Raw genomic sequence first — 16,905 nt, 5'->3', positions numbered from 1 at the left:
GCAGTAGGTTTTAACTTCTAACTCTTTCCCTATAAGTGTTTTGCTTGTATGGTAAGTGAAGATTTTCTCGTAAAGTTTCTGCTTCATGTGTAGTGTCATAATACCCACGTTCTTTTAAAATTGGCAAGACGTTGCAAATAAAATCATGATATAAATTACCGAGAACTGGGATCGTTAAAATAAAGCCATCAGCTGCTTCCTTTTCCAACCATTCGATCATTTTAGTAGCGACTTGTTCATACGTACCAAAAAAATGACTTTTTGGGGTTGTTACTCTTAATGCGACTTCTCTTAATGTCAATGATTCTTTTTGGGCAAGTTGTTTTATTTGATCAGTCACAGACTGGAAGCTGTTTTTTCCAATATTCCCTATATCGGGAAAGCTTTCATCTAATGCATGTTTCAAAAAATCATAATGGTCAAAATATCTTCCTAAATAATGAAGTGCTTCTTCGATGGATACGAGGTTTTGCAATTGTGCATATTTATACTCCGCTTCTACTTCTGTTTCCCCAATAATTGGAGTCAAACTAGGAAAAATTAATATTTCCTCATTTGATTTACCATATTGTTTTGCTCTTTGTTTTATATCTTGGTAATACGCTTTTGCCTCCTCCAATGTATCGTGATTGGAAAAAACGACATCCGCTTTTTCGGCTGCAAATTCTCTTCCAGCATCCGAGGCTCCAGCTTGGAAGATAACGGGTTCACCTTGATTTGATCTGTCAATATTTAACGGGCCCTTCACGTTAAAAAACTCACCATTATGATTTAGTTCATGTAATTTATTCGAGTCAAAAAATTGGTCTGTTTTTCGATCTCTCGTAAAAGCATCATCCTCCCATGAACTCCATAATCCTTGCACTACTTCCACATGTTCTAATGCTTTTTTATATCGTAAACGATGTTCTAAATGTGGGCCTTTATTGTAATTTTTCGCGCTGCCTTCCAAGGGGGATGTTACGACATTCCAGCCTGCGCGTCCATTGCTTATTTTATCAAGCGAAGCAAATTGCCTAGCGACAGTAAATGGTTCACTATAAGTAGTTGACAAAGTTCCGACAAGTCCAATTTTCGAAGTAATCATTGCGAGAGCAGAAAGCAGTGTTAATGGTTCAAATCGATTTAAAAAGTGTGGAACCGACTTTTCATTAATATACAATCCATCTGCAACAAAGACGAAAGAAATTCCAGCTTGTTCTGCGATTTTAGTTATCGTACTATAATGGTCGATATTTACACTTGCATCTAACGGTATATCTTTACTTTTCCATGCATTCATATGAGAACCAGGTCCATTGATCATTAATCCCAATTTTAATTTCTTTTTCGTCACTTGGATACCTTCTCCCTCTGTTGGCTTTGAACATTCTTGTTGTTTTCGGGACTTAATAATTCAAATGACTTTAACCGTTTTATTCGATTAAGAAGTGGCGTATGCAAAATAAATTCATCGATACGATATTGTTGATGCAAATGATCAAGTTCACTTTTTATTTGTTCGGCAGTTCCAGCAAGAATGCTAAGTTCTTTTTCGATCACTTCAAATGAATCAGCTGTTTGTTTTTTAAGTGCTTCAACTTGATCATACGATTGCACGATTAGTGTCCGTTCATCCTTAAATTTAATTTGATACAATTTTAAGTCTTTTGCTAGTTCGAGCGCTTCTTGTTCTGTTTCACCTGCTAATACGGCAACTGCGACAATCAATTTTCCGGATGGGTAGTGATGATGGAATATTTTTGCAGCGTCTTTTAAATCATTTTCACTACCATTTAAAAATCGAGCAAAAACAAATTCTACCTTAAGCTCTGCAGCCAATGTAGCACTCTGTTCACTTCCGCCAAGCAAAAATATTTCTGGTTTCACTATAGGTTGAGGCATCGCCCGTAAATTTGCAAATGGATGGTTCTCTGGAATGTCATGATCGATTAGCTGTTTAATAAATTGTAGTCGCTCATTAATATCAGATCCGTCATTCCTTGTTCCGTATTGCAATGCTTTTGTCGATAAATCAAATCCACCTGGCGCTTTACCTACTCCGAGATCGACACGTCCTGGTGCAAGCGCTGATAAGACATGGAAGTTTTCAACCACTTTATACGGACTATAATGTTGTAGCATTACTCCACCTGAGCCAATATGAATCGTTTTCGTATGTGCAAGTAAATGAGAAATAAGAATTTCCGGGGATACTCCTGCCACTTTTTCCATATGATGATGTTCTGCAACCCAAAATCTAGAGTATCCCCACTTTTCCGCATCTTTAGCAAGTTCGATTGTATTGTTCAATGCATCAGTTGAAGTCATATTAGGAAATATTGGACTTTGATCAAGAATTCCTAACTTATAACTCATCTCCATTCCTCCAATTGAAAAATATTTTAATTTTTCTTATAGTTTTACTCGGAATTAAATTTGTAAATCTTATAATATCCTATATTTTGGATACCGTCAAGGAAAATTTTAACTATTTTTAAAATTAGGCATATAACTAAAAAGAGGAAAAAGAACGTATATTATTCATCAAGTTCGTTCTTTTTCCTCTTTGATCAACTTATCAGCTGAAAACATTCGGCCATTCGGATCTTTTTTCAAGCATTCTTCGTGCATTGTCTTGGGCACCTTCTAGGCTGTGGCTCGCTGCCCAACCACATTGTACTTCATTACACGCTGGAACTTCAGTCGCTTTAAGGACATCTTCTAAAACTTTTTCTAATAACTCTAAAATTTCCTCATAATTATCATGATTAATGACCGATAAATAGTAACCAGTTTGGCACCCCATCGGACTGATATCGACAATTTTATCCGAATAATTTCGACTTATTTCAGCCATTAAATGTTCAAGTGAGTGAATAGCAGGCATCTCCATATGTTCTTTGTTTGGTTGTGTGAAACGGACATCATATTTATATATTTCATCCCCATTTATCCCTTTATTCACACCTGCCAAACGGACATAAGGTGCCTTTACTTTCGTATGATCTAAATTAAAACTTTCCACATTTAATTTTTGAGTCATTATTATTCCTCCAATATAATATAAAATAAAAATACGTAAACCTCACGTTTATTACAGCGGAGCTTAACCTATTTAGTCAGAATATTTTTGCACATTAGCGCATAATTTTTACGCACTTTCGGTATTTTTTAGCACTCACATTATCATGTACGCGGTTGAATGCTGTTAAACCTCATCAAGCGATAGTTTACGGATTTATTTTGATTAATAAATCTTTTGCACTCTCATATAAAAAGGATGCTGCTAAAATGAGAGCTGATTCGTCTACTGTAAATGCGGGATGATGCCAATCTTCTTTTCCACTTGTACCAAAGAAGGCAAAGGCACCTTTTTTTCGTTCAAGATAATGGGAAAAATCTTCCCCTCCCATTGTTGGTATAGGATCGACAATTGTCAAGGATTGTTTTTCCGCGGTTTGTGCAAGTGATTGAACCACTTCTTCGGTATTCATTAACGGAGGTGGTCCAGGAAACCATTGGATGGTTGCATATTGTTCGAAAGCAGCACTTGTTTGATGAACGATATGATCAAAACGACGTTTAACTTTTATTCGATTTTCTGTACTAAACGTTCGAATTGTCCCTTCTAGCGTAACATTTTCTGGTATAACATTCCACGTATTCCCACCTACAATTTTTGTTACGCTAACAACGGCACTATGTAGTGGGGATACATTTCGACTTACGATGGTTTGAAGAGCTGTCACTAGTTGAGATGCTGCAATAATCGGATCATTTCCTCCATCTGGTATTGCCGCATGGCTTCCTTTCCCCTGAAGCTCCACTTTAAAACGATCAACCGCTGCCATCAGTGCACCATTTTTCAAACCAATTGTACCAACAGGCAAATCAGGTTTATTATGTAACCCAATTATATAATCAACTTCGTCTAATTGCCCATCGTTTATGACCTTTTCGGCACCTCCCCCTATCTCCTCAGCCGGCTGAAAGATAAGCTTAACAGAACCATTTAAGTCAGCTTTATGTTGTTGTAATAAATATGCTGCACCAATTGCGGCCGCAGTATGAAAATCATGACCACATGCATGCATGTTTCCTTTTACTTTTGATGCATAAGGTAATCCTGTTTGCTCTTCGATTGGAAGAGCATCAATGTCTGCACGGATAGCAACGATCGGTGCGTTCTTTTTCCCCTTAATCATTGCAAATACTCCCGTGTTAAGGGTTGTTTCTAAGGGAGCAATCCCCACTTCCTGTAACCACTTTTTTATAGACTTTGTCGTCTTATATTCTTCTAGTGATAGTTCAGGATTTTGATGTAAATGGCGCCTGATGGAAATTAGTTTTGCCTCTAACTCTTTTTTATTCATTCATTTCCCTCTTTACTAACAATATTAATTATATTAATCATATTAATTTACTTGGTTTAAAATAATATAACACTCTATGGAACGAATAGCAACAACAATTATTTTTTCCAATGCTTGGAATTAGCTATGAATGCTATGATACTTGAATATACTACGTTAATTAGCAAAATATATGTTATGATACTTTATGTAACTTAAACTAAATGAAGGGGTTTTTCGTTTGTTTCCAAAAAGATATTGGTTTGTCATTTTAACATATGTATTAATGCTAGTTGTGACAGCGATTGTTCCAGTTGGTTTCCATTTCGGCTTTGGGTTCGATTTCTTTATGACTGCAATTTATACAAATATAATCTGTTTTATCATTGGAGTAATCATCGTTCTGATCATCATGAAAAAGGATATCAAAGATGAAAAAAATGCTCATCCGCTGTCAGGAGGTAAAATTTTCGGTTGGTCGGTTTTAGGTGTCTTTTTGGCATGGGTTGCGCAAATTATTGCTGTAAAAATTGAAATGGACATATTGGGTATTGACCCGAATTCAGCAAATACGGAGGTCATAGTAGAATTAACGAAATTAAATCCAATTTTCATTCTCATTCCTGCAATTTTAGCACCAATATTTGAGGAACTAATCTTTAGAAAAATTTTATTCGGTACGCTGCATAAAAAGTTACATTTCTTTTGGGCTGCACTTATTTCTTCCCTTATTTTTGGGGTACTCCATATGGATTTATTACATATATTAATTTATGTTACGATGGGATTTGTCTTTGCTTATTTATACGTTAAAACGAAGCGAATCATTGTTCCAATTATCGTCCATATGTCTTTAAATACGATAACGGTATTAGCTCAAATATTTTTGGACCCTGAGAAATTAGAACAGATGCAAAATAATGTTTCACTTATCTTTTTTGGAGGTTGATACTTGTTGAAAATGGCCATATTTTATTTCATCATGGGGATTCTTTTTACGTATTTAGCAATCAATAGCATAAATGATACGATTTGGAATACAACAACTATTTTACTTGCTGTTGTTGCAACATTGGACTTTGGAGTAGGATTTCGTTACTTGCGAATGTACAAAAAACAGCCTAAAAAATAGAGGCAAATGAAATGCCTCCTTCTCTTAGGTTGTTTTTTTTTGAAATCAGATTACCGTGTGAGGGATAAGAATGCTAACTCACCTAGCAAACGGAGTATGCGAGACTTTCGTTGTCTAGATGTGGGGCGCGCCCATGTTACCTACGCCGACACCAGTACGTCTTGTACATCGCTGATAGCAAGTATCTTCCATTTGCGGGGGATGAGGAAACCCATTTCGACACTATTTTCCGATTCCTCGCTTTTTTTATAATGGATAATGTTTTAAAAAATAAACGAATGATTGCAACTCAACAGATAAATCGATGTGATGAATACGAACATGTTCAGGAATTGTTAGTCTAGCCGGTGTAAAGTTTAATATCCCTTTAACGCCTTCATCGATTAATCGATCGGTAATATCTTGTGCAACTGAAGCTGGTACCGTTAAAATAGCTACTTCTACATTACCTAATTTCTCCTCCAAATCATCAATATGATAAATTGGCACTCCACCAATAAGTGTACCAGCTTTACTTTTTGAACGATCGAACGCCATCGCTATTTTCGTATTATTGTTTCTTAAAAAATTATAATTTAAAAAAGCTGTTCCAAGATTTCCGACACCAACAAGAGCCACTTCCGTTACTTCATCTTGAGCGAGTGTCGTTTTAAAAAACTCTAATAAATAATCGACATTATATCCGTAGCCTTTTTTCCCTAATGCCCCAAAATAAGAAAAGTCTCTCCGAATTGTCGCCGAATCAACTTTTACCGCATCACTTAATTCTTTGGATGATACTCGTGTTTTACCTTGATTGTGTAAATTCATTAAAAAACGATAGTATAAAGGCAATCGTCTTGCAGTAGCTTGTGGTATTTTATGTTGCATTACTGTCCCCTCTTTCTATTCGTTGCGCGCGAAAAGTCACCCGATTTACCACCCGTTTTTGAGAGTAGAAAAGTCTCTCCGATGACAATTCCTTTATCGATCGCTTTACACATATCATAAATAGTAAGTGCCGTTGCTGATGCAGCAGTTAAAGCTTCCATTTCAACTCCAGTAGACCCTTTTGTTTTAACGGTCACTTCAATATGTAAAATATGTTTATCATTTGCTTTTTCCCACTTAAAATGAATATCAACCCCACTTAATGAAAGTGGATGACACATCGGAATCCAATTAGACGTATTTTTTGCTGCCATCACTCCAGCCACTTGAGCAACCGCTAAGACGTCACCTTTTGTCATTGCATTACTCGTTATTTTTTCATATATTTCGTGATTCAAAAAAATACTAGTCTTCGCCACTGCAGTTCTAGCAGTCACCTTTTTAGCTGTTATATCAACCATTTTAGCTCTGCCTTGTTCATTAAAATGGGTGAAATTTGTCATAAATTATTCACTCTTTCACGTATATTCTATCTTTAGTTTAGCAGATAAAGACAGATAAGTCCGAAATAATGAGTTGATCTCTATTGAAAGCAGGCTAGCCTCCCTTAGGTACAATATTACCAGTGGATTTTTTCAAGTGAAGAAATCTCCCCTTTTCTTACAAAATCACGACGGAATTGCCACCTCTACATTGCGAAAACATCTATAAATACGGTACAATCGTTGTGATGAGGTGAACAAATTGATTTTAATGCAACTGAAAAATATCGTAAAATCTTATGCAGGTCATATTATTTTGAACAATATAAATTTCGAAGTGAAAAGTAAAGATCGAATCGCCATTGTTGGGCGCAATGGTGCTGGTAAATCAACATTATTAAAAATACTGACTGGAGAAATAGGATTTGACTCGGGAGATTTTCATCGAGTAAAAAATATGGACATCGGTTATTTAGCACAACATAATGATTTAACTTCTAAGAGGACTATTTGGCAAGAAATGCAGTCTGTTTTTGATGACTTGATCAAGGAAGAAGAAGAACTTACTCAGATAGCTACTCAGATTGAAAAAAACAGTACGGATGGATCTTATGATGAAAAATTAATGAATGAATATAGCGTGCGTCAAGAGAAATTCGAACAAGATGGGGGATATCGATATAAAAGTGATCTAAAAGGTGTATTAATCGGACTTGGTTTTCCAGAGGAAGACTTTGAGCTTTTGATTCATGAGCTAAGTGGGGGTCAAAAGACACGTCTTGCATTAGGAAAACTATTACTCCAAAAGCCTGAATTGTTAATCTTAGATGAACCGACAAACCATCTAGATATTCGTACATTGACTTGGCTTGAGAGTTATTTAAACAATTATTCTGGTGCGATTATCATCGTTTCCCATGACCGTTATTTCCTCGATAAAATTGTCACAATCGTGTACGAAATCGCCCATCGACAAGCATTTAAATATTTTGGAACATATACTGATTTTTTAAAACAAAAAGCATTAAATTACGAACGGGATGTAAAGTTATATGAAAAACAGCAACAACAAATAAAAGAGATGGAAGATTTTGTGGCGCGTAATATTGCACGTGCTTCAACGACTAAAAGAGCACAAAGTAGAAGAAAACAATTGGAAAAAATGGATAAGCTTGATCGACCTTTAGGAGATGAGTCAGAAGCAAGCTTTACATTTGAAGTTGCTAAAACAAGCGGAAATGATGTCATTCAAGTAAAGGATTTTTCATTTACACACGAAGGAGATCGCACCCCTTTGTTCTCCCATGTTTCTTTTACGATTCATCGTGGTGAGAGAATCGCTTTAATAGGTGAAAATGGCATCGGTAAAACAACGTTATTAAAAGAAATCATCAAAAACGATACAGAAAAAATGAAAATAGGGTCAAATGTCCAAATTGGATATTATGCTCAAGAGCAAGAAAAGCTAACAGCGACGAATACAGTACTTGCTGAAGTATGGGATGATTTTCCGAATAAAACGGAACAGGAAATTCGTACGGTACTTGGAAACTTTTTATTTTCTGGTGATGATGTCTTAAAGAATATCGACACATTAAGTGGTGGAGAGAAGGCTCGAGTCGCGTTAGCTAAATTAATGTTGCAACAAGCGAATTTTTTAATTTTAGACGAGCCAACAAACCATTTAGACCTGGCGAGCAAGGAAATACTTGAATCAGCTTTATTACGCTTTCCTGGAACTATTTTATTTGTTTCACATGATAGATATTTTATCAATAAAATTACGGATAAAATCTTTGAACTAGAAAAAGACGGCATGACGATCTATTTAGGAGATTACAATTATTTTATCGAAAAGAAGTTAGTACAGGCTGAATTAAAAAAGTTAAAAAATGAAGATAAAAGAGTAGAAATAGAGCAGAATCATGTTTCATTATCATTTGCTGAGCAAAAGAAATTACAAAGTGAGCAACGAAAAGTAGAACGGCAAATTACAAAATTAGAAGCTGACATCGAAACGTTAGAAGAAGAACTTGTTAAAATGGAGCAGGAGATGACAAATCCAGACATTTTTAACGATCACGAAAAATTGTTACACTTGACGAATCAATCAAATGACATAAAGGAAAAATTAGAAATGTTAATGGAAGAATGGACTATTCTTCAAGAATGATAAAAGGCTTGTAGGGGAAATTCCTTACAAGCCTTTTCTTTAATTGAATAGAAAATCTTTTTGCTTTGATTGTTCAATCGCTACACGATATACAATCCCAAAACCAATCATTGTCGATAATGTTGTACTACCACCGTAACTGACAAACAATAATGGTATTCCTGTTATCGGCATAATGCCAATCGTCATTCCGATATTCTGAAACGTATGAATTAGGATCAAACTCATAAATCCGAAGCAGATATAGGAACCAAATGGATTGAATTCATAACTTTTCATACCGAGTGTAACTAATTTATAAATAAGCAAGAAAAACACAAAAATAACAATGGAACTACCGATAAATCCAAAACTTTCACCAATGATAGAAAAGATAAAATCAGTATGTGCTTCCGGTAGAGCTACCTCTGCATGATTCATCCCTTTTCCTGTCAATTGTCCGGAACCGACCGTAAGAAGTGAACGATCAATTTGAAAACGGTCATCATCCACTTGTTGTGTCGGGTCAAACCATGTCATCACCCGTTCAATTTGATATGGTTTGATCCCTAATACGGTCTGAGCAAGTTCCGGAAAATTTACAATGAGTAGAATGGCTAAAACAAGAGACGCGGCTCCCCCAACAATTAAAACGGAAAGAATTTTCCAATCGATCCCTGACAAAATAATGAGTATCCCAGCAATGAAGAAAAATACAATGGACGTACCTAAGTCTGGTTGCTTAATAATAAAGGCAACTGGTATTAGTGTAATAATAACTATTTTAAGAATGAGCCATAAATCACTGTTTACCGTGCTTTTTTCATATTTTTCCTTGTGTTTGACAATGATCATTGCCAAACATAAAATAAGGGCTATTTTAGCGAATTCCGATGGTTGAATCGTAAAAAATGGAATCATATCTCCATTAAACCAACTTTTTGCATTATTCACAGGTCTAGCAATAGAATTGGGACTAAAGTGGAGAATTACAACAGATAGTACTCCGACGATATAAAAATATATACTAGATTTATATAATTGGTCTAGATCTACAAACTGTAGAGCAGCCATAAATGAGATTCCTATCGCAAAATAAATGATTTGTTTCAATGCAAAATTTTCATGGTTACCTGAAGCATTTACATACTGGCCTAATTGTTGGGCATTGTAGATAGCTAAAACACTCACGACAATTAATGCAATTAATAAAATAATAAGATCTAGCTGTATATAATGTGATTGTTTCCTTGACATTTTGTCTAACCACCAAGTTTCTATATTTTAAGTTTACCTATTAGATGAGGAACATTTTCGTTATTCACTCGTTTCATTATAATGCTTTTTAAAACTTTTTTCTAGTTAGCGAACGTAGCGATATTGCGTTGCCCATTTTATGATTAAGTGGACAGATTCCCTGAAAGGTTATGGATATACTAAGTATACTTCTGTGGATCAATAGGAAAATGAACGGATTCATATATTGGCATGCTTTTTTATAGAAAGCGTAAAATATAAAAAATTGGAACTTACGTTGTTTTATTTAAAGAGATAGCTTTGTTGTTGTGTATATTCGACAGCAACCCGATAAACGATACCAAATGTAATCATTGTGGATAATGTTGTACTACCTCCATAACTTACGAAAAGTAAAGGAATTCCTGTTATTGGCATCATTCCAATTGTCATTCCGATATTTTGAAAGGTATGAATTAATATTAATCCCATAAACCCAAAGCATATGTATGCACCAAATGGGTTAACATGATAGCTTTTCATCCCAAGGGTGACAAGCTTGTATATAAGTATAAAAAAAAGAAAAATAACCGTCGCACTACCAATAAACCCAAAACTTTCTCCTATAATTGAGAAGATAAAGTCTGTATGTGCTTCTGGGAGCGCAACTTCTGCTCTATTCATGCCTTTTCCAGTTAATTGTCCAGATCCAATCGTTTGTAGAGAGCGATCAATTTGAAAACGATCATCGTCTACTTGTTGTGTCGGATCAAACCATGTCATTACTCGTTCAATTTGATACGGTTTTATCCCTAAGATTTTTTGCGATAATTCTGGAAGATTAACAATTAACAAAAGGGATAATATAACTGAAGCTACCCCACCAACAACCAATAGGGAAAGAATCTTCCAATCAATTCCTGACAAAACCACTAAAATGGTAGCGATAAATACAAACACAAGGGATGTTCCTAAATCTGGCTCTTTTAAAATAAATGATATCGGGATAATGGTAAAAACGACAATTTTTAAAATGAGCCAAAGATCATTATTTAATGTTTGTTTTAAAAACTTTTCCTTATGTTTACAAATAATCATTGCTAAAAATAAAATAAATGCGATTTTTGCGAACTCCGATGGCTGTATCGTAATAAACGGTATTTCATTAAACCATTTTTTCGCATTATTCACTGGTCTAGCAATAGATGAAGGACTAAAATATAGAAATACTAATAAAAAAATCCCGAATATATATAAATAAAGACTTGATTTATACAACTGATCTAAGTCAATAAATTGGAGTGCTGCTATTACGCAAATCCCGATTGCATAATAAATAATTTGTTTCATTACAAAGTTTTGGCCTGGGTATTGCCCCAATTGTTGTGCGTTATAAATAGCTAATAGACTGATAATAATAAAGGATATTAAAATGATCATAAGATCGAATTGAATATATTTTGATTGGTCTTTTGACATTTTTCTAACCACCAAATTTCTACTAGATTATCATTTATTTTAATTAGTTACTCAACTTTTGCATACTGAAATGAACAGTAATGCCTTAGTAGAATGATGTTGGATGAAGAGACAGTACTCAGGTTGACTTTGGATTATTTGTTTGCTTTAGAAACATGTTTACATCTAAGCACATTGCTCTTTAGCTTCTAAAGCTTATCAAATAGCAGAAATAAACGGTGCAGTAACATTTAGTAGTGAACGTCCCACCGTACAGAAGTACACTCCACTAGTGAAGGAATTAGCGACTTTAAAATAATAGGACATCATTTCATCGATAAAAACAATCTGCACTTAGTATAGTTGATTGTAGCGGAGGACAGTTGACTCCTACGGGAAAAGTAACAGCCGAAAATCTATTTTCTAAAGTTTTGACAAAAACGGATGAAATTAGTTGAGGCGTTGCCCGTGGAAAGCAATTGTCCGTAGCGAAAATCAACGGTGCTGCTCACTTCGTTACTGTATAATTTATTTCTTATTATGCAACATCAAATCTATTTTTGTAGGAGAAGGAATGGCACTCTTAATTTTCATAAAATTACTCATGATACCAAAGTTGTCAAGGACATCATTAGATGCCCCTAAAACTTAACCAAGCGAACTGTTTCACTTCGTTTTATCGGTGCGAAAGTTGAGTTAGTTATTAATAGTTATCAACAGTGCTGTCTATATTTTATTTTTTACACACAATTCTATTCACATTCTTTTTAGTGTATAAACAAGATTATAATCACTTTTCCACAAGCGTGTGGATAACCTTGTGCATAACTATGTTAATAGCAATGAAGGTTTTCCGTTTAGATCCCACTGTGAAAATTTCTGTTCATTAAATAATATGCTTGCAGCAGCACCAATCATTGCTGCATTATCTGTGCATAAATGGATTGGTGGAATGAATAACGGAATTTTTGTCTCTTGAAAACGATCTTTTAATGAAGTACGTAATCCTTTATTTGCGGCCACTCCCCCTGCTACAATAACTTGATTTACACCATTTTCAATCGCTGCTCTAAATGTTTTTTCAGTCAATACTTCCACAACACTTGCTTGAAAACTTGCTGCAACGTCCTCCACAATAACTTTATCCCCACGTTGCTGTACATTGTGTACATAGTTAATAACTGCTGACTTTAGTCCACTAAAACTAAAATCATAACTGCCCTTTTCAAGCCATGCACGTGGGAAAGGAATATGAGCTATCCCTTCATGTGCTAACCGATCTATATGTGGTCCACCTGGGTATGGTAACCTGAGTGTCCTTGCCACTTTATCGAAGGCTTCCCCAGCTGCATCATCTAGTGTTTCTCCGATTAGCTCATATGTCCCATGCTCTTTCATTAGAACTAATTCTGTGTGTCCTCCTGAAACAATGAGGGCAAGGAGAGGAAATTCAAATTCTTGTTGTAATCGATTCGCATAAATGTGACCTGCGATATGGTGTACACCAATTAACGGTTTTTCTTTGACAAAGGCAAGTGCTTTTGCAGCATTTACACCAATTAATAACGCACCAACAAGACCCGGGCCTTCTGTCACTGCAATAGCATCAATTTCATCCCAGGTGACCTTTGCTTGCTCAAAAGCTTCTTCTAATACGATCGTAATTTGCTGTACATGATGTCTTGATGCAATTTCAGGTACAACACCACCAAATCGTTTATGACTATCAATTTGAGTAGATACAATATTAGACAAAATCTCCGTACCGTTTTTTATAACTGCGGCTGCAGTTTCATCACAACTTGTTTCAATTGCTAAAATAATATTTTCTTCGTTCATTATAAATTCACCCACATTACTAATGCATCTTCGCCATTATCAGGATAGTATCTTTTTCTTACTCCACCAGGAACAAGTCCGAACTTCCTGTATAACTTTTGTGCAACTATATTTGAAACACGTACTTCCAATGACAATCGAGTTGCACCTTGTTGTATAGCAAATTGCAGTGCAAAACCAAATAATTTTTCTCCTATTTTATAACCACGATAATTAGGTAACAGTGCAATATTTGTAATTTGTGCATCTGCCCCTACAATCCATAAACCTACATACCCTATAATCGCTTCACTTTCTTCCACAACGAAATAATGAGCAAATTTATTATGACAAATTTCTTGCTCGTATACCTCTTTTGTCCACGGTGCGGAAAAGGACTTCTCATCTACCTGTAACACCGCACTAATATCTGCTTTATACATCTCTCTAATTGAAAACTCAGCCATTACTTTTCTCCTTTTTGTCGTTTCAGCAAGTTCGATTCAGCCTCTGTCATTCGCAAATAATTTGGAGCAACTATATGTACTGGCACATTCTTGTGTTTCTCACTTATTAAAATTAAATTAGATGGTTTCGGTAAATGGAGAAAATCTTTATGGATAATCGCATTATGTTGAAGTTTTGCTAAAATCATTTCTTTAAAAACTTCCATATGTGGACTTAGAAATAATATTTCCTTATTTAATTCTGCTAATTTAGTTAGCCATTTTTCCATTAAAACATTACACTCATCTTTTACTTCCATTAGTTCATTATTTTCCCATTTATAAAGAGAAGTAAAAACTGTCTTACGTCGTGCATCAAAAAAAGGACATATATATCCAGTAAATTGCTTTCCATTATATGCAATGGCTTTAAGGCTTGATACCGTATCAATAGGAATCCCCTGCGCCCAAGCCAATGTTTTAGCTGTCGTTACACCAATTCTTGTACCTGTATAGGAACCCGGTCCATTTGCTACAACAATTTTATCCAATTGGTCAGGTTTGATGTCTACCTTTTCCATTACATCTACAATTGCTGGCATTAAACGACTAGAGTGATCCTTCTTTATATTTGTTATCATCTCCACGATTAAATCATTCCCTTTTGTAATAGCGACTCCTAACACTTGGTTAGAAGTATCGATGGCAAGTGTATACATTTAATGCCCCCCAACTTTCTCTATTTCAATTTTGCATTTTTCAATTTGTTGATCACGTTACTGAAATGTTCAGTTGTAGCCTGAAAAGTAATTTTCCTATCGTCTTGATTCAAAAACGTTAATGTTATCTGGAGACGATTTTCTGGTAAATATTCTTCGATAAATTGTGCCCATTCAACAACGCAGATCCCATTGCCATAAAAATATTCATCAAAACCAATATCTTCATCTGAATTTTCCAATCGATAGGCATCCATATGATATAGTGGTAGGGTGCCTGTATATTCTTTCACAATCGTAAAAGTTGGACTAGTTACCGCGCGCTTAATTTGTAATCCTTTAGCAAGACCTTTTGTAAAAGTTGTTTTACCAGTGCCTAAATTCCCGTCAAGTGTTAGTACATCTCCACGTTGTAGCAAGTTTGCAATCGTTTCAGCAATAGTCATTGTCTCTTTTTCTGAATGAGTTACTATTTCATAGGTATTCATCATTTCACCTACTTTAAATGTATATATCCAAATGTATTTAATAATTTAATTTTATTGTTCTTCTTTACATAAACTTGTCCATTCAACTGTTCATTATACGTGACATATCCTATTTTTGATATCCGTAACATTAGTTTTTTTGCATTTTCTTTTACTATCGGCCAATCTTGTTTTGGAACAGTTCCAACAAGTTCAAAATCTTCTCCACCAAAGTACTTCCATTCATTTTGCTGGGTTCGAGAAAACTGTGAAAAATGTTCACTAACGGGAATTTCCTGGTCCTTAATCATAATTGTCACTTTGGAAGCTTCTGCTATTTCCTTGAGTTCATTAGCAATCCCGTCACTAACATCATTAAGAGAAACCCTTTTTAACGGTCGCAATGATTCTGCAAAAGTAACTCGGGGGGTTGGCATTTGGTGCTTTTTGATAAAGTAATGAGTAAAAGAGGCATCTATATTATTCATTAGAATATGTAACCCTGCACGTGAATCTCCCAAAGTACCTGTCACAAATACAACATCTTTATCTTTTGCATCACTTCTATATCTCGCCTTCCCCTTTGGCACATAGCCAATAATCGTAATGGATATAGTTAAAACGCTGCCAGATACAGTATCTCCACCAATCAAATCCATTTTATATAAAGAAGCGATTTTTCTCATCCCAGTAAATATACTCTGCAATGATTTTTCTCCAACGTTTTTCGGAATAACAATTGAAACTAGATAAAACTTTGGTATTGCCCCCATTGCTGCCATATCACTGATATTCGCGGCTAATGCCCTATAGCCAATATGGAAAGGTTGAGTCGTTTGTTTAGAAAAATGTATTTTATCAACAAAAGTATCAACAGCTGTCACAATATCATGTGTCGTATCTCGAAAGACTGCTGCATCATCACCAATTCCTTTTATTAGTGAGTGTTGATGGTATGTTTTTTGTTTAATTGACTTAATAAATTGAAATTCATCCATATTTTCTTTCACCTTTTTAAATTATAAGCTAAAATCACACTTTATACCGTATTTTCTCATTAATTCCATGTAATTTCAATTTATTAAATATGCTTATTCATTCACTTTACAATTTACAGATAAAAAAAGGATAAAACACAAAAAAATACATGTTTTATAACATGTATGCTTGTTAAATAATGGCGATCCGGACGGGACTCGAACCCGCGACCTCCAGCGTGACAGGCTGGCATTCTAACCAACTGAACTACCGGACCTTATATTTTTAGTTATATAAAAATCCAAATAATAGTTAAGGAACATTATTTGGTTGGTTGCATTATAAGTATCATTTATTAAATAATTTTGGTTGCGGGGGCAAGATTTGAACTTGCGACCTTTGGGTTATGAGCCCAACGAGCTGCCAGACTGCTCCACCCCGCGATATGAATAAATAATTTAATTAATATGCAAAAATGATCTGAATTGGGCTTTGTCATGCAATAGCACTCATCGCATGCCCCACCTGCGATATGAATTCTTAAGAAGAATTTTCCTGGCGGTGTCCTACTCTTGCGGAGGCAAAGCCTCGACTACCATCGGCGCTGGAGAGCTTAACTACTGTGTTCGAGATGGGAACAGGTGTGACCTCTCCGCTGTAACTACCAGACAAATAAACATTATAGTTATAACTTGCAAAAAATGCAAATTATACCTTCAAAACTAAATAAGAACTGCTATAATCAACGTTCAATATAAAGCTTAGTTAAGTCCTCGATCTATTAGTATTCGTCAGCTTCACGTATCACTACGC

General features: G+C 35.2%; 16 protein-coding genes, 2 tRNA genes and 1 rRNA gene. 3 read left to right on the top strand and 16 right to left on the bottom strand.

What is annotated here, in order from left to right; translation table 11 throughout:
- Positions 1-10: 10 nt before the first annotated feature.
- The 4 genes from DFR56_RS06835 to DFR56_RS06820 form a co-directional block, all read right to left on the bottom strand.
- On the bottom strand, positions 11-1,306 hold the full coding sequence (locus DFR56_RS06835; RefSeq protein WP_110394949.1) for an LLM class flavin-dependent oxidoreductase: 1,296 nt from the start codon (positions 1,304-1,306) through the stop codon (positions 11-13).
- Positions 1,307-1,332: 26 nt separating this feature from the next.
- Positions 1,333-2,358 (bottom strand): LLM class flavin-dependent oxidoreductase, encoded by a 1,026-nt coding sequence (locus DFR56_RS06830; protein WP_110394705.1) that lies wholly within the window; start codon positions 2,356-2,358, stop codon positions 1,333-1,335.
- A 202-nt stretch (positions 2,359-2,560) separates the two neighbouring features.
- Complete coding sequence (locus tag DFR56_RS06825; protein WP_110394704.1) at positions 2,561-3,025, bottom strand: S-ribosylhomocysteine lyase; 465 nt, start codon at positions 3,023-3,025, stop codon at positions 2,561-2,563.
- A gap of 187 nt (positions 3,026-3,212) precedes the next feature.
- A complete protein-coding gene (locus DFR56_RS06820; protein WP_110394703.1) occupies positions 3,213-4,355 on the bottom strand; it encodes an amidohydrolase in 1,143 nt (380 codons plus the stop codon).
- Positions 4,356-4,575: 220 nt separating this feature from the next.
- Between DFR56_RS06820 and DFR56_RS06815 the strand changes: the two genes are divergently transcribed.
- Positions 4,576-5,283, top strand: a complete 708-nt coding sequence (locus tag DFR56_RS06815; protein ID WP_242694623.1) for a CPBP family intramembrane glutamic endopeptidase — start codon at positions 4,576-4,578, stop codon at positions 5,281-5,283.
- A gap of 12 nt (positions 5,284-5,295) precedes the next feature.
- Positions 5,296-5,466 (top strand): YdiK family protein, encoded by a 171-nt coding sequence (locus DFR56_RS06810; protein WP_110394947.1) that lies wholly within the window; start codon positions 5,296-5,298, stop codon positions 5,464-5,466.
- Positions 5,467-5,712: 246 nt separating this feature from the next.
- On the opposite strand, the gene DFR56_RS06805 is transcribed toward DFR56_RS06810, so the two are convergent.
- Complete coding sequence (locus DFR56_RS06805) at positions 5,713-6,336, bottom strand: redox-sensing transcriptional repressor Rex (RefSeq protein WP_110394702.1); 624 nt, start codon at positions 6,334-6,336, stop codon at positions 5,713-5,715.
- Positions 6,336-6,839 (bottom strand): cyclic pyranopterin monophosphate synthase MoaC, encoded by a 504-nt coding sequence (moaC, locus tag DFR56_RS06800; RefSeq protein WP_110394701.1) that lies wholly within the window; start codon positions 6,837-6,839, stop codon positions 6,336-6,338. Before moaC ends, DFR56_RS06805 begins: the two co-directional genes overlap by 1 nt.
- Before the next feature lie 241 nt (positions 6,840-7,080).
- Here moaC and DFR56_RS06795 point away from each other — a divergent pair, with 241 nt between their 5' ends.
- A complete protein-coding gene (locus DFR56_RS06795) occupies positions 7,081-8,991 on the top strand; it encodes an ABC-F family ATP-binding cassette domain-containing protein (RefSeq protein WP_110394700.1) in 1,911 nt (636 codons plus the stop codon).
- Between the two features lie 39 nt (positions 8,992-9,030).
- Here the strand turns inward: DFR56_RS06795 and DFR56_RS06790 are convergent, their stop codons facing one another.
- The 10 genes from DFR56_RS06790 to rrf all read right to left on the bottom strand — a co-directional run bounded on the left by DFR56_RS06790 (position 9,031) and on the right by rrf (position 16,761).
- Positions 9,031-10,227 carry an FtsW/RodA/SpoVE family cell cycle protein gene (locus DFR56_RS06790; RefSeq protein WP_110394699.1) on the bottom strand — a complete coding sequence of 399 codons (1,197 nt, stop codon included), beginning with the start codon at positions 10,225-10,227 and terminating at the stop codon, positions 9,031-9,033.
- A gap of 282 nt (positions 10,228-10,509) precedes the next feature.
- Positions 10,510-11,685 carry an FtsW/RodA/SpoVE family cell cycle protein gene (locus tag DFR56_RS06785; protein ID WP_110394698.1) on the bottom strand — a complete coding sequence of 392 codons (1,176 nt, stop codon included), beginning with the start codon at positions 11,683-11,685 and terminating at the stop codon, positions 10,510-10,512.
- Positions 11,686-12,492: 807 nt separating this feature from the next.
- Positions 12,493-13,503: a tRNA (adenosine(37)-N6)-threonylcarbamoyltransferase complex transferase subunit TsaD gene (gene tsaD / locus DFR56_RS06780; RefSeq protein ID WP_110394697.1), complete on the bottom strand. Its 1,011-nt coding sequence runs from the start codon at positions 13,501-13,503 to the stop codon at positions 12,493-12,495.
- A complete protein-coding gene (rimI, locus tag DFR56_RS06775; protein WP_110394696.1) occupies positions 13,503-13,949 on the bottom strand; it encodes a ribosomal protein S18-alanine N-acetyltransferase in 447 nt (148 codons plus the stop codon). The genes tsaD and rimI overlap by 1 nt, the downstream gene beginning before the upstream one ends.
- Positions 13,949-14,647 carry a tRNA (adenosine(37)-N6)-threonylcarbamoyltransferase complex dimerization subunit type 1 TsaB gene (gene tsaB / locus DFR56_RS06770; protein WP_110394695.1) on the bottom strand — a complete coding sequence of 233 codons (699 nt, stop codon included), beginning with the start codon at positions 14,645-14,647 and terminating at the stop codon, positions 13,949-13,951. The genes rimI and tsaB overlap by 1 nt, the downstream gene beginning before the upstream one ends.
- 20 nt (positions 14,648-14,667) lie before the next feature.
- Complete coding sequence (gene tsaE / locus DFR56_RS06765) at positions 14,668-15,135, bottom strand: tRNA (adenosine(37)-N6)-threonylcarbamoyltransferase complex ATPase subunit type 1 TsaE (protein WP_110394694.1); 468 nt, start codon at positions 15,133-15,135, stop codon at positions 14,668-14,670.
- Between the two features lie 8 nt (positions 15,136-15,143).
- Positions 15,144-16,112: a thiamine-phosphate kinase gene (gene thiL, locus DFR56_RS06760; RefSeq protein WP_110394693.1), complete on the bottom strand. Its 969-nt coding sequence runs from the start codon at positions 16,110-16,112 to the stop codon at positions 15,144-15,146.
- A 180-nt stretch (positions 16,113-16,292) separates the two neighbouring features.
- Positions 16,293-16,369, bottom strand: a tRNA-Asp gene (locus DFR56_RS06755).
- Between the two features lie 89 nt (positions 16,370-16,458).
- A tRNA-Met gene (locus DFR56_RS06750) sits at positions 16,459-16,535 on the bottom strand.
- Between the two features lie 110 nt (positions 16,536-16,645).
- Positions 16,646-16,761 (bottom strand): 5S ribosomal RNA (gene rrf, locus DFR56_RS06745).
- Between the last annotated feature and the right edge of the window lie 144 nt (positions 16,762-16,905).

The sequence above is a fragment of the Pseudogracilibacillus auburnensis genome (assembly GCF_003201975.1).
Taxonomy (GTDB): Bacteria; Bacillota; Bacilli; order Bacillales; family Amphibacillaceae; genus Pseudogracilibacillus; species Pseudogracilibacillus auburnensis.
The sequence above is the reverse complement of the archived record's forward strand: the minus strand, read 5'-3'. Positions and strand labels throughout refer to the sequence as shown.

What these genes read in the sequence shown, in the direction of transcription:
- DFR56_RS06835 (WP_110394949.1), bottom strand. Translation starts at nt 1,306, where the DNA reads ATGATCAATGGACCTGGTTCTCATATGAATGCATGGAAAAGTAAAGAT.
- DFR56_RS06830 (WP_110394705.1), bottom strand. Translation starts at nt 2,358, where the DNA reads ATGAGTTATAAGTTAGGAATTCTTGATCAAAGTCCAATATTTCCTAAT.
- DFR56_RS06825 (WP_110394704.1), bottom strand. Translation starts at nt 3,025, where the DNA reads ATGACTCAAAAATTAAATGTGGAAAGTTTTAATTTAGATCATACGAAA.
- DFR56_RS06820 (WP_110394703.1), bottom strand. Translation starts at nt 4,355, where the DNA reads ATGAATAAAAAAGAGTTAGAGGCAAAACTAATTTCCATCAGGCGCCAT.
- DFR56_RS06810 (WP_110394947.1), top strand. Translation starts at nt 5,296, where the DNA reads ATGGCCATATTTTATTTCATCATGGGGATTCTTTTTACGTATTTAGCA.
- DFR56_RS06805 (WP_110394702.1), bottom strand. Translation starts at nt 6,336, where the DNA reads ATGCAACATAAAATACCACAAGCTACTGCAAGACGATTGCCTTTATAC.
- moaC (WP_110394701.1), bottom strand. Translation starts at nt 6,839, where the DNA reads ATGACAAATTTCACCCATTTTAATGAACAAGGCAGAGCTAAAATGGTT.
- DFR56_RS06790 (WP_110394699.1), bottom strand. Translation starts at nt 10,227, where the DNA reads ATGTCAAGGAAACAATCACATTATATACAGCTAGATCTTATTATTTTA.
- DFR56_RS06785 (WP_110394698.1), bottom strand. Translation starts at nt 11,685, where the DNA reads ATGTCAAAAGACCAATCAAAATATATTCAATTCGATCTTATGATCATT.
- tsaD (WP_110394697.1), bottom strand. Translation starts at nt 13,503, where the DNA reads ATGAACGAAGAAAATATTATTTTAGCAATTGAAACAAGTTGTGATGAA.
- rimI (WP_110394696.1), bottom strand. Translation starts at nt 13,949, where the DNA reads ATGGCTGAGTTTTCAATTAGAGAGATGTATAAAGCAGATATTAGTGCG.
- tsaB (WP_110394695.1), bottom strand. Translation starts at nt 14,647, where the DNA reads ATGTATACACTTGCCATCGATACTTCTAACCAAGTGTTAGGAGTCGCT.
- tsaE (WP_110394694.1), bottom strand. Translation starts at nt 15,135, where the DNA reads ATGAATACCTATGAAATAGTAACTCATTCAGAAAAAGAGACAATGACT.
- thiL (WP_110394693.1), bottom strand. Translation starts at nt 16,112, where the DNA reads ATGGATGAATTTCAATTTATTAAGTCAATTAAACAAAAAACATACCAT.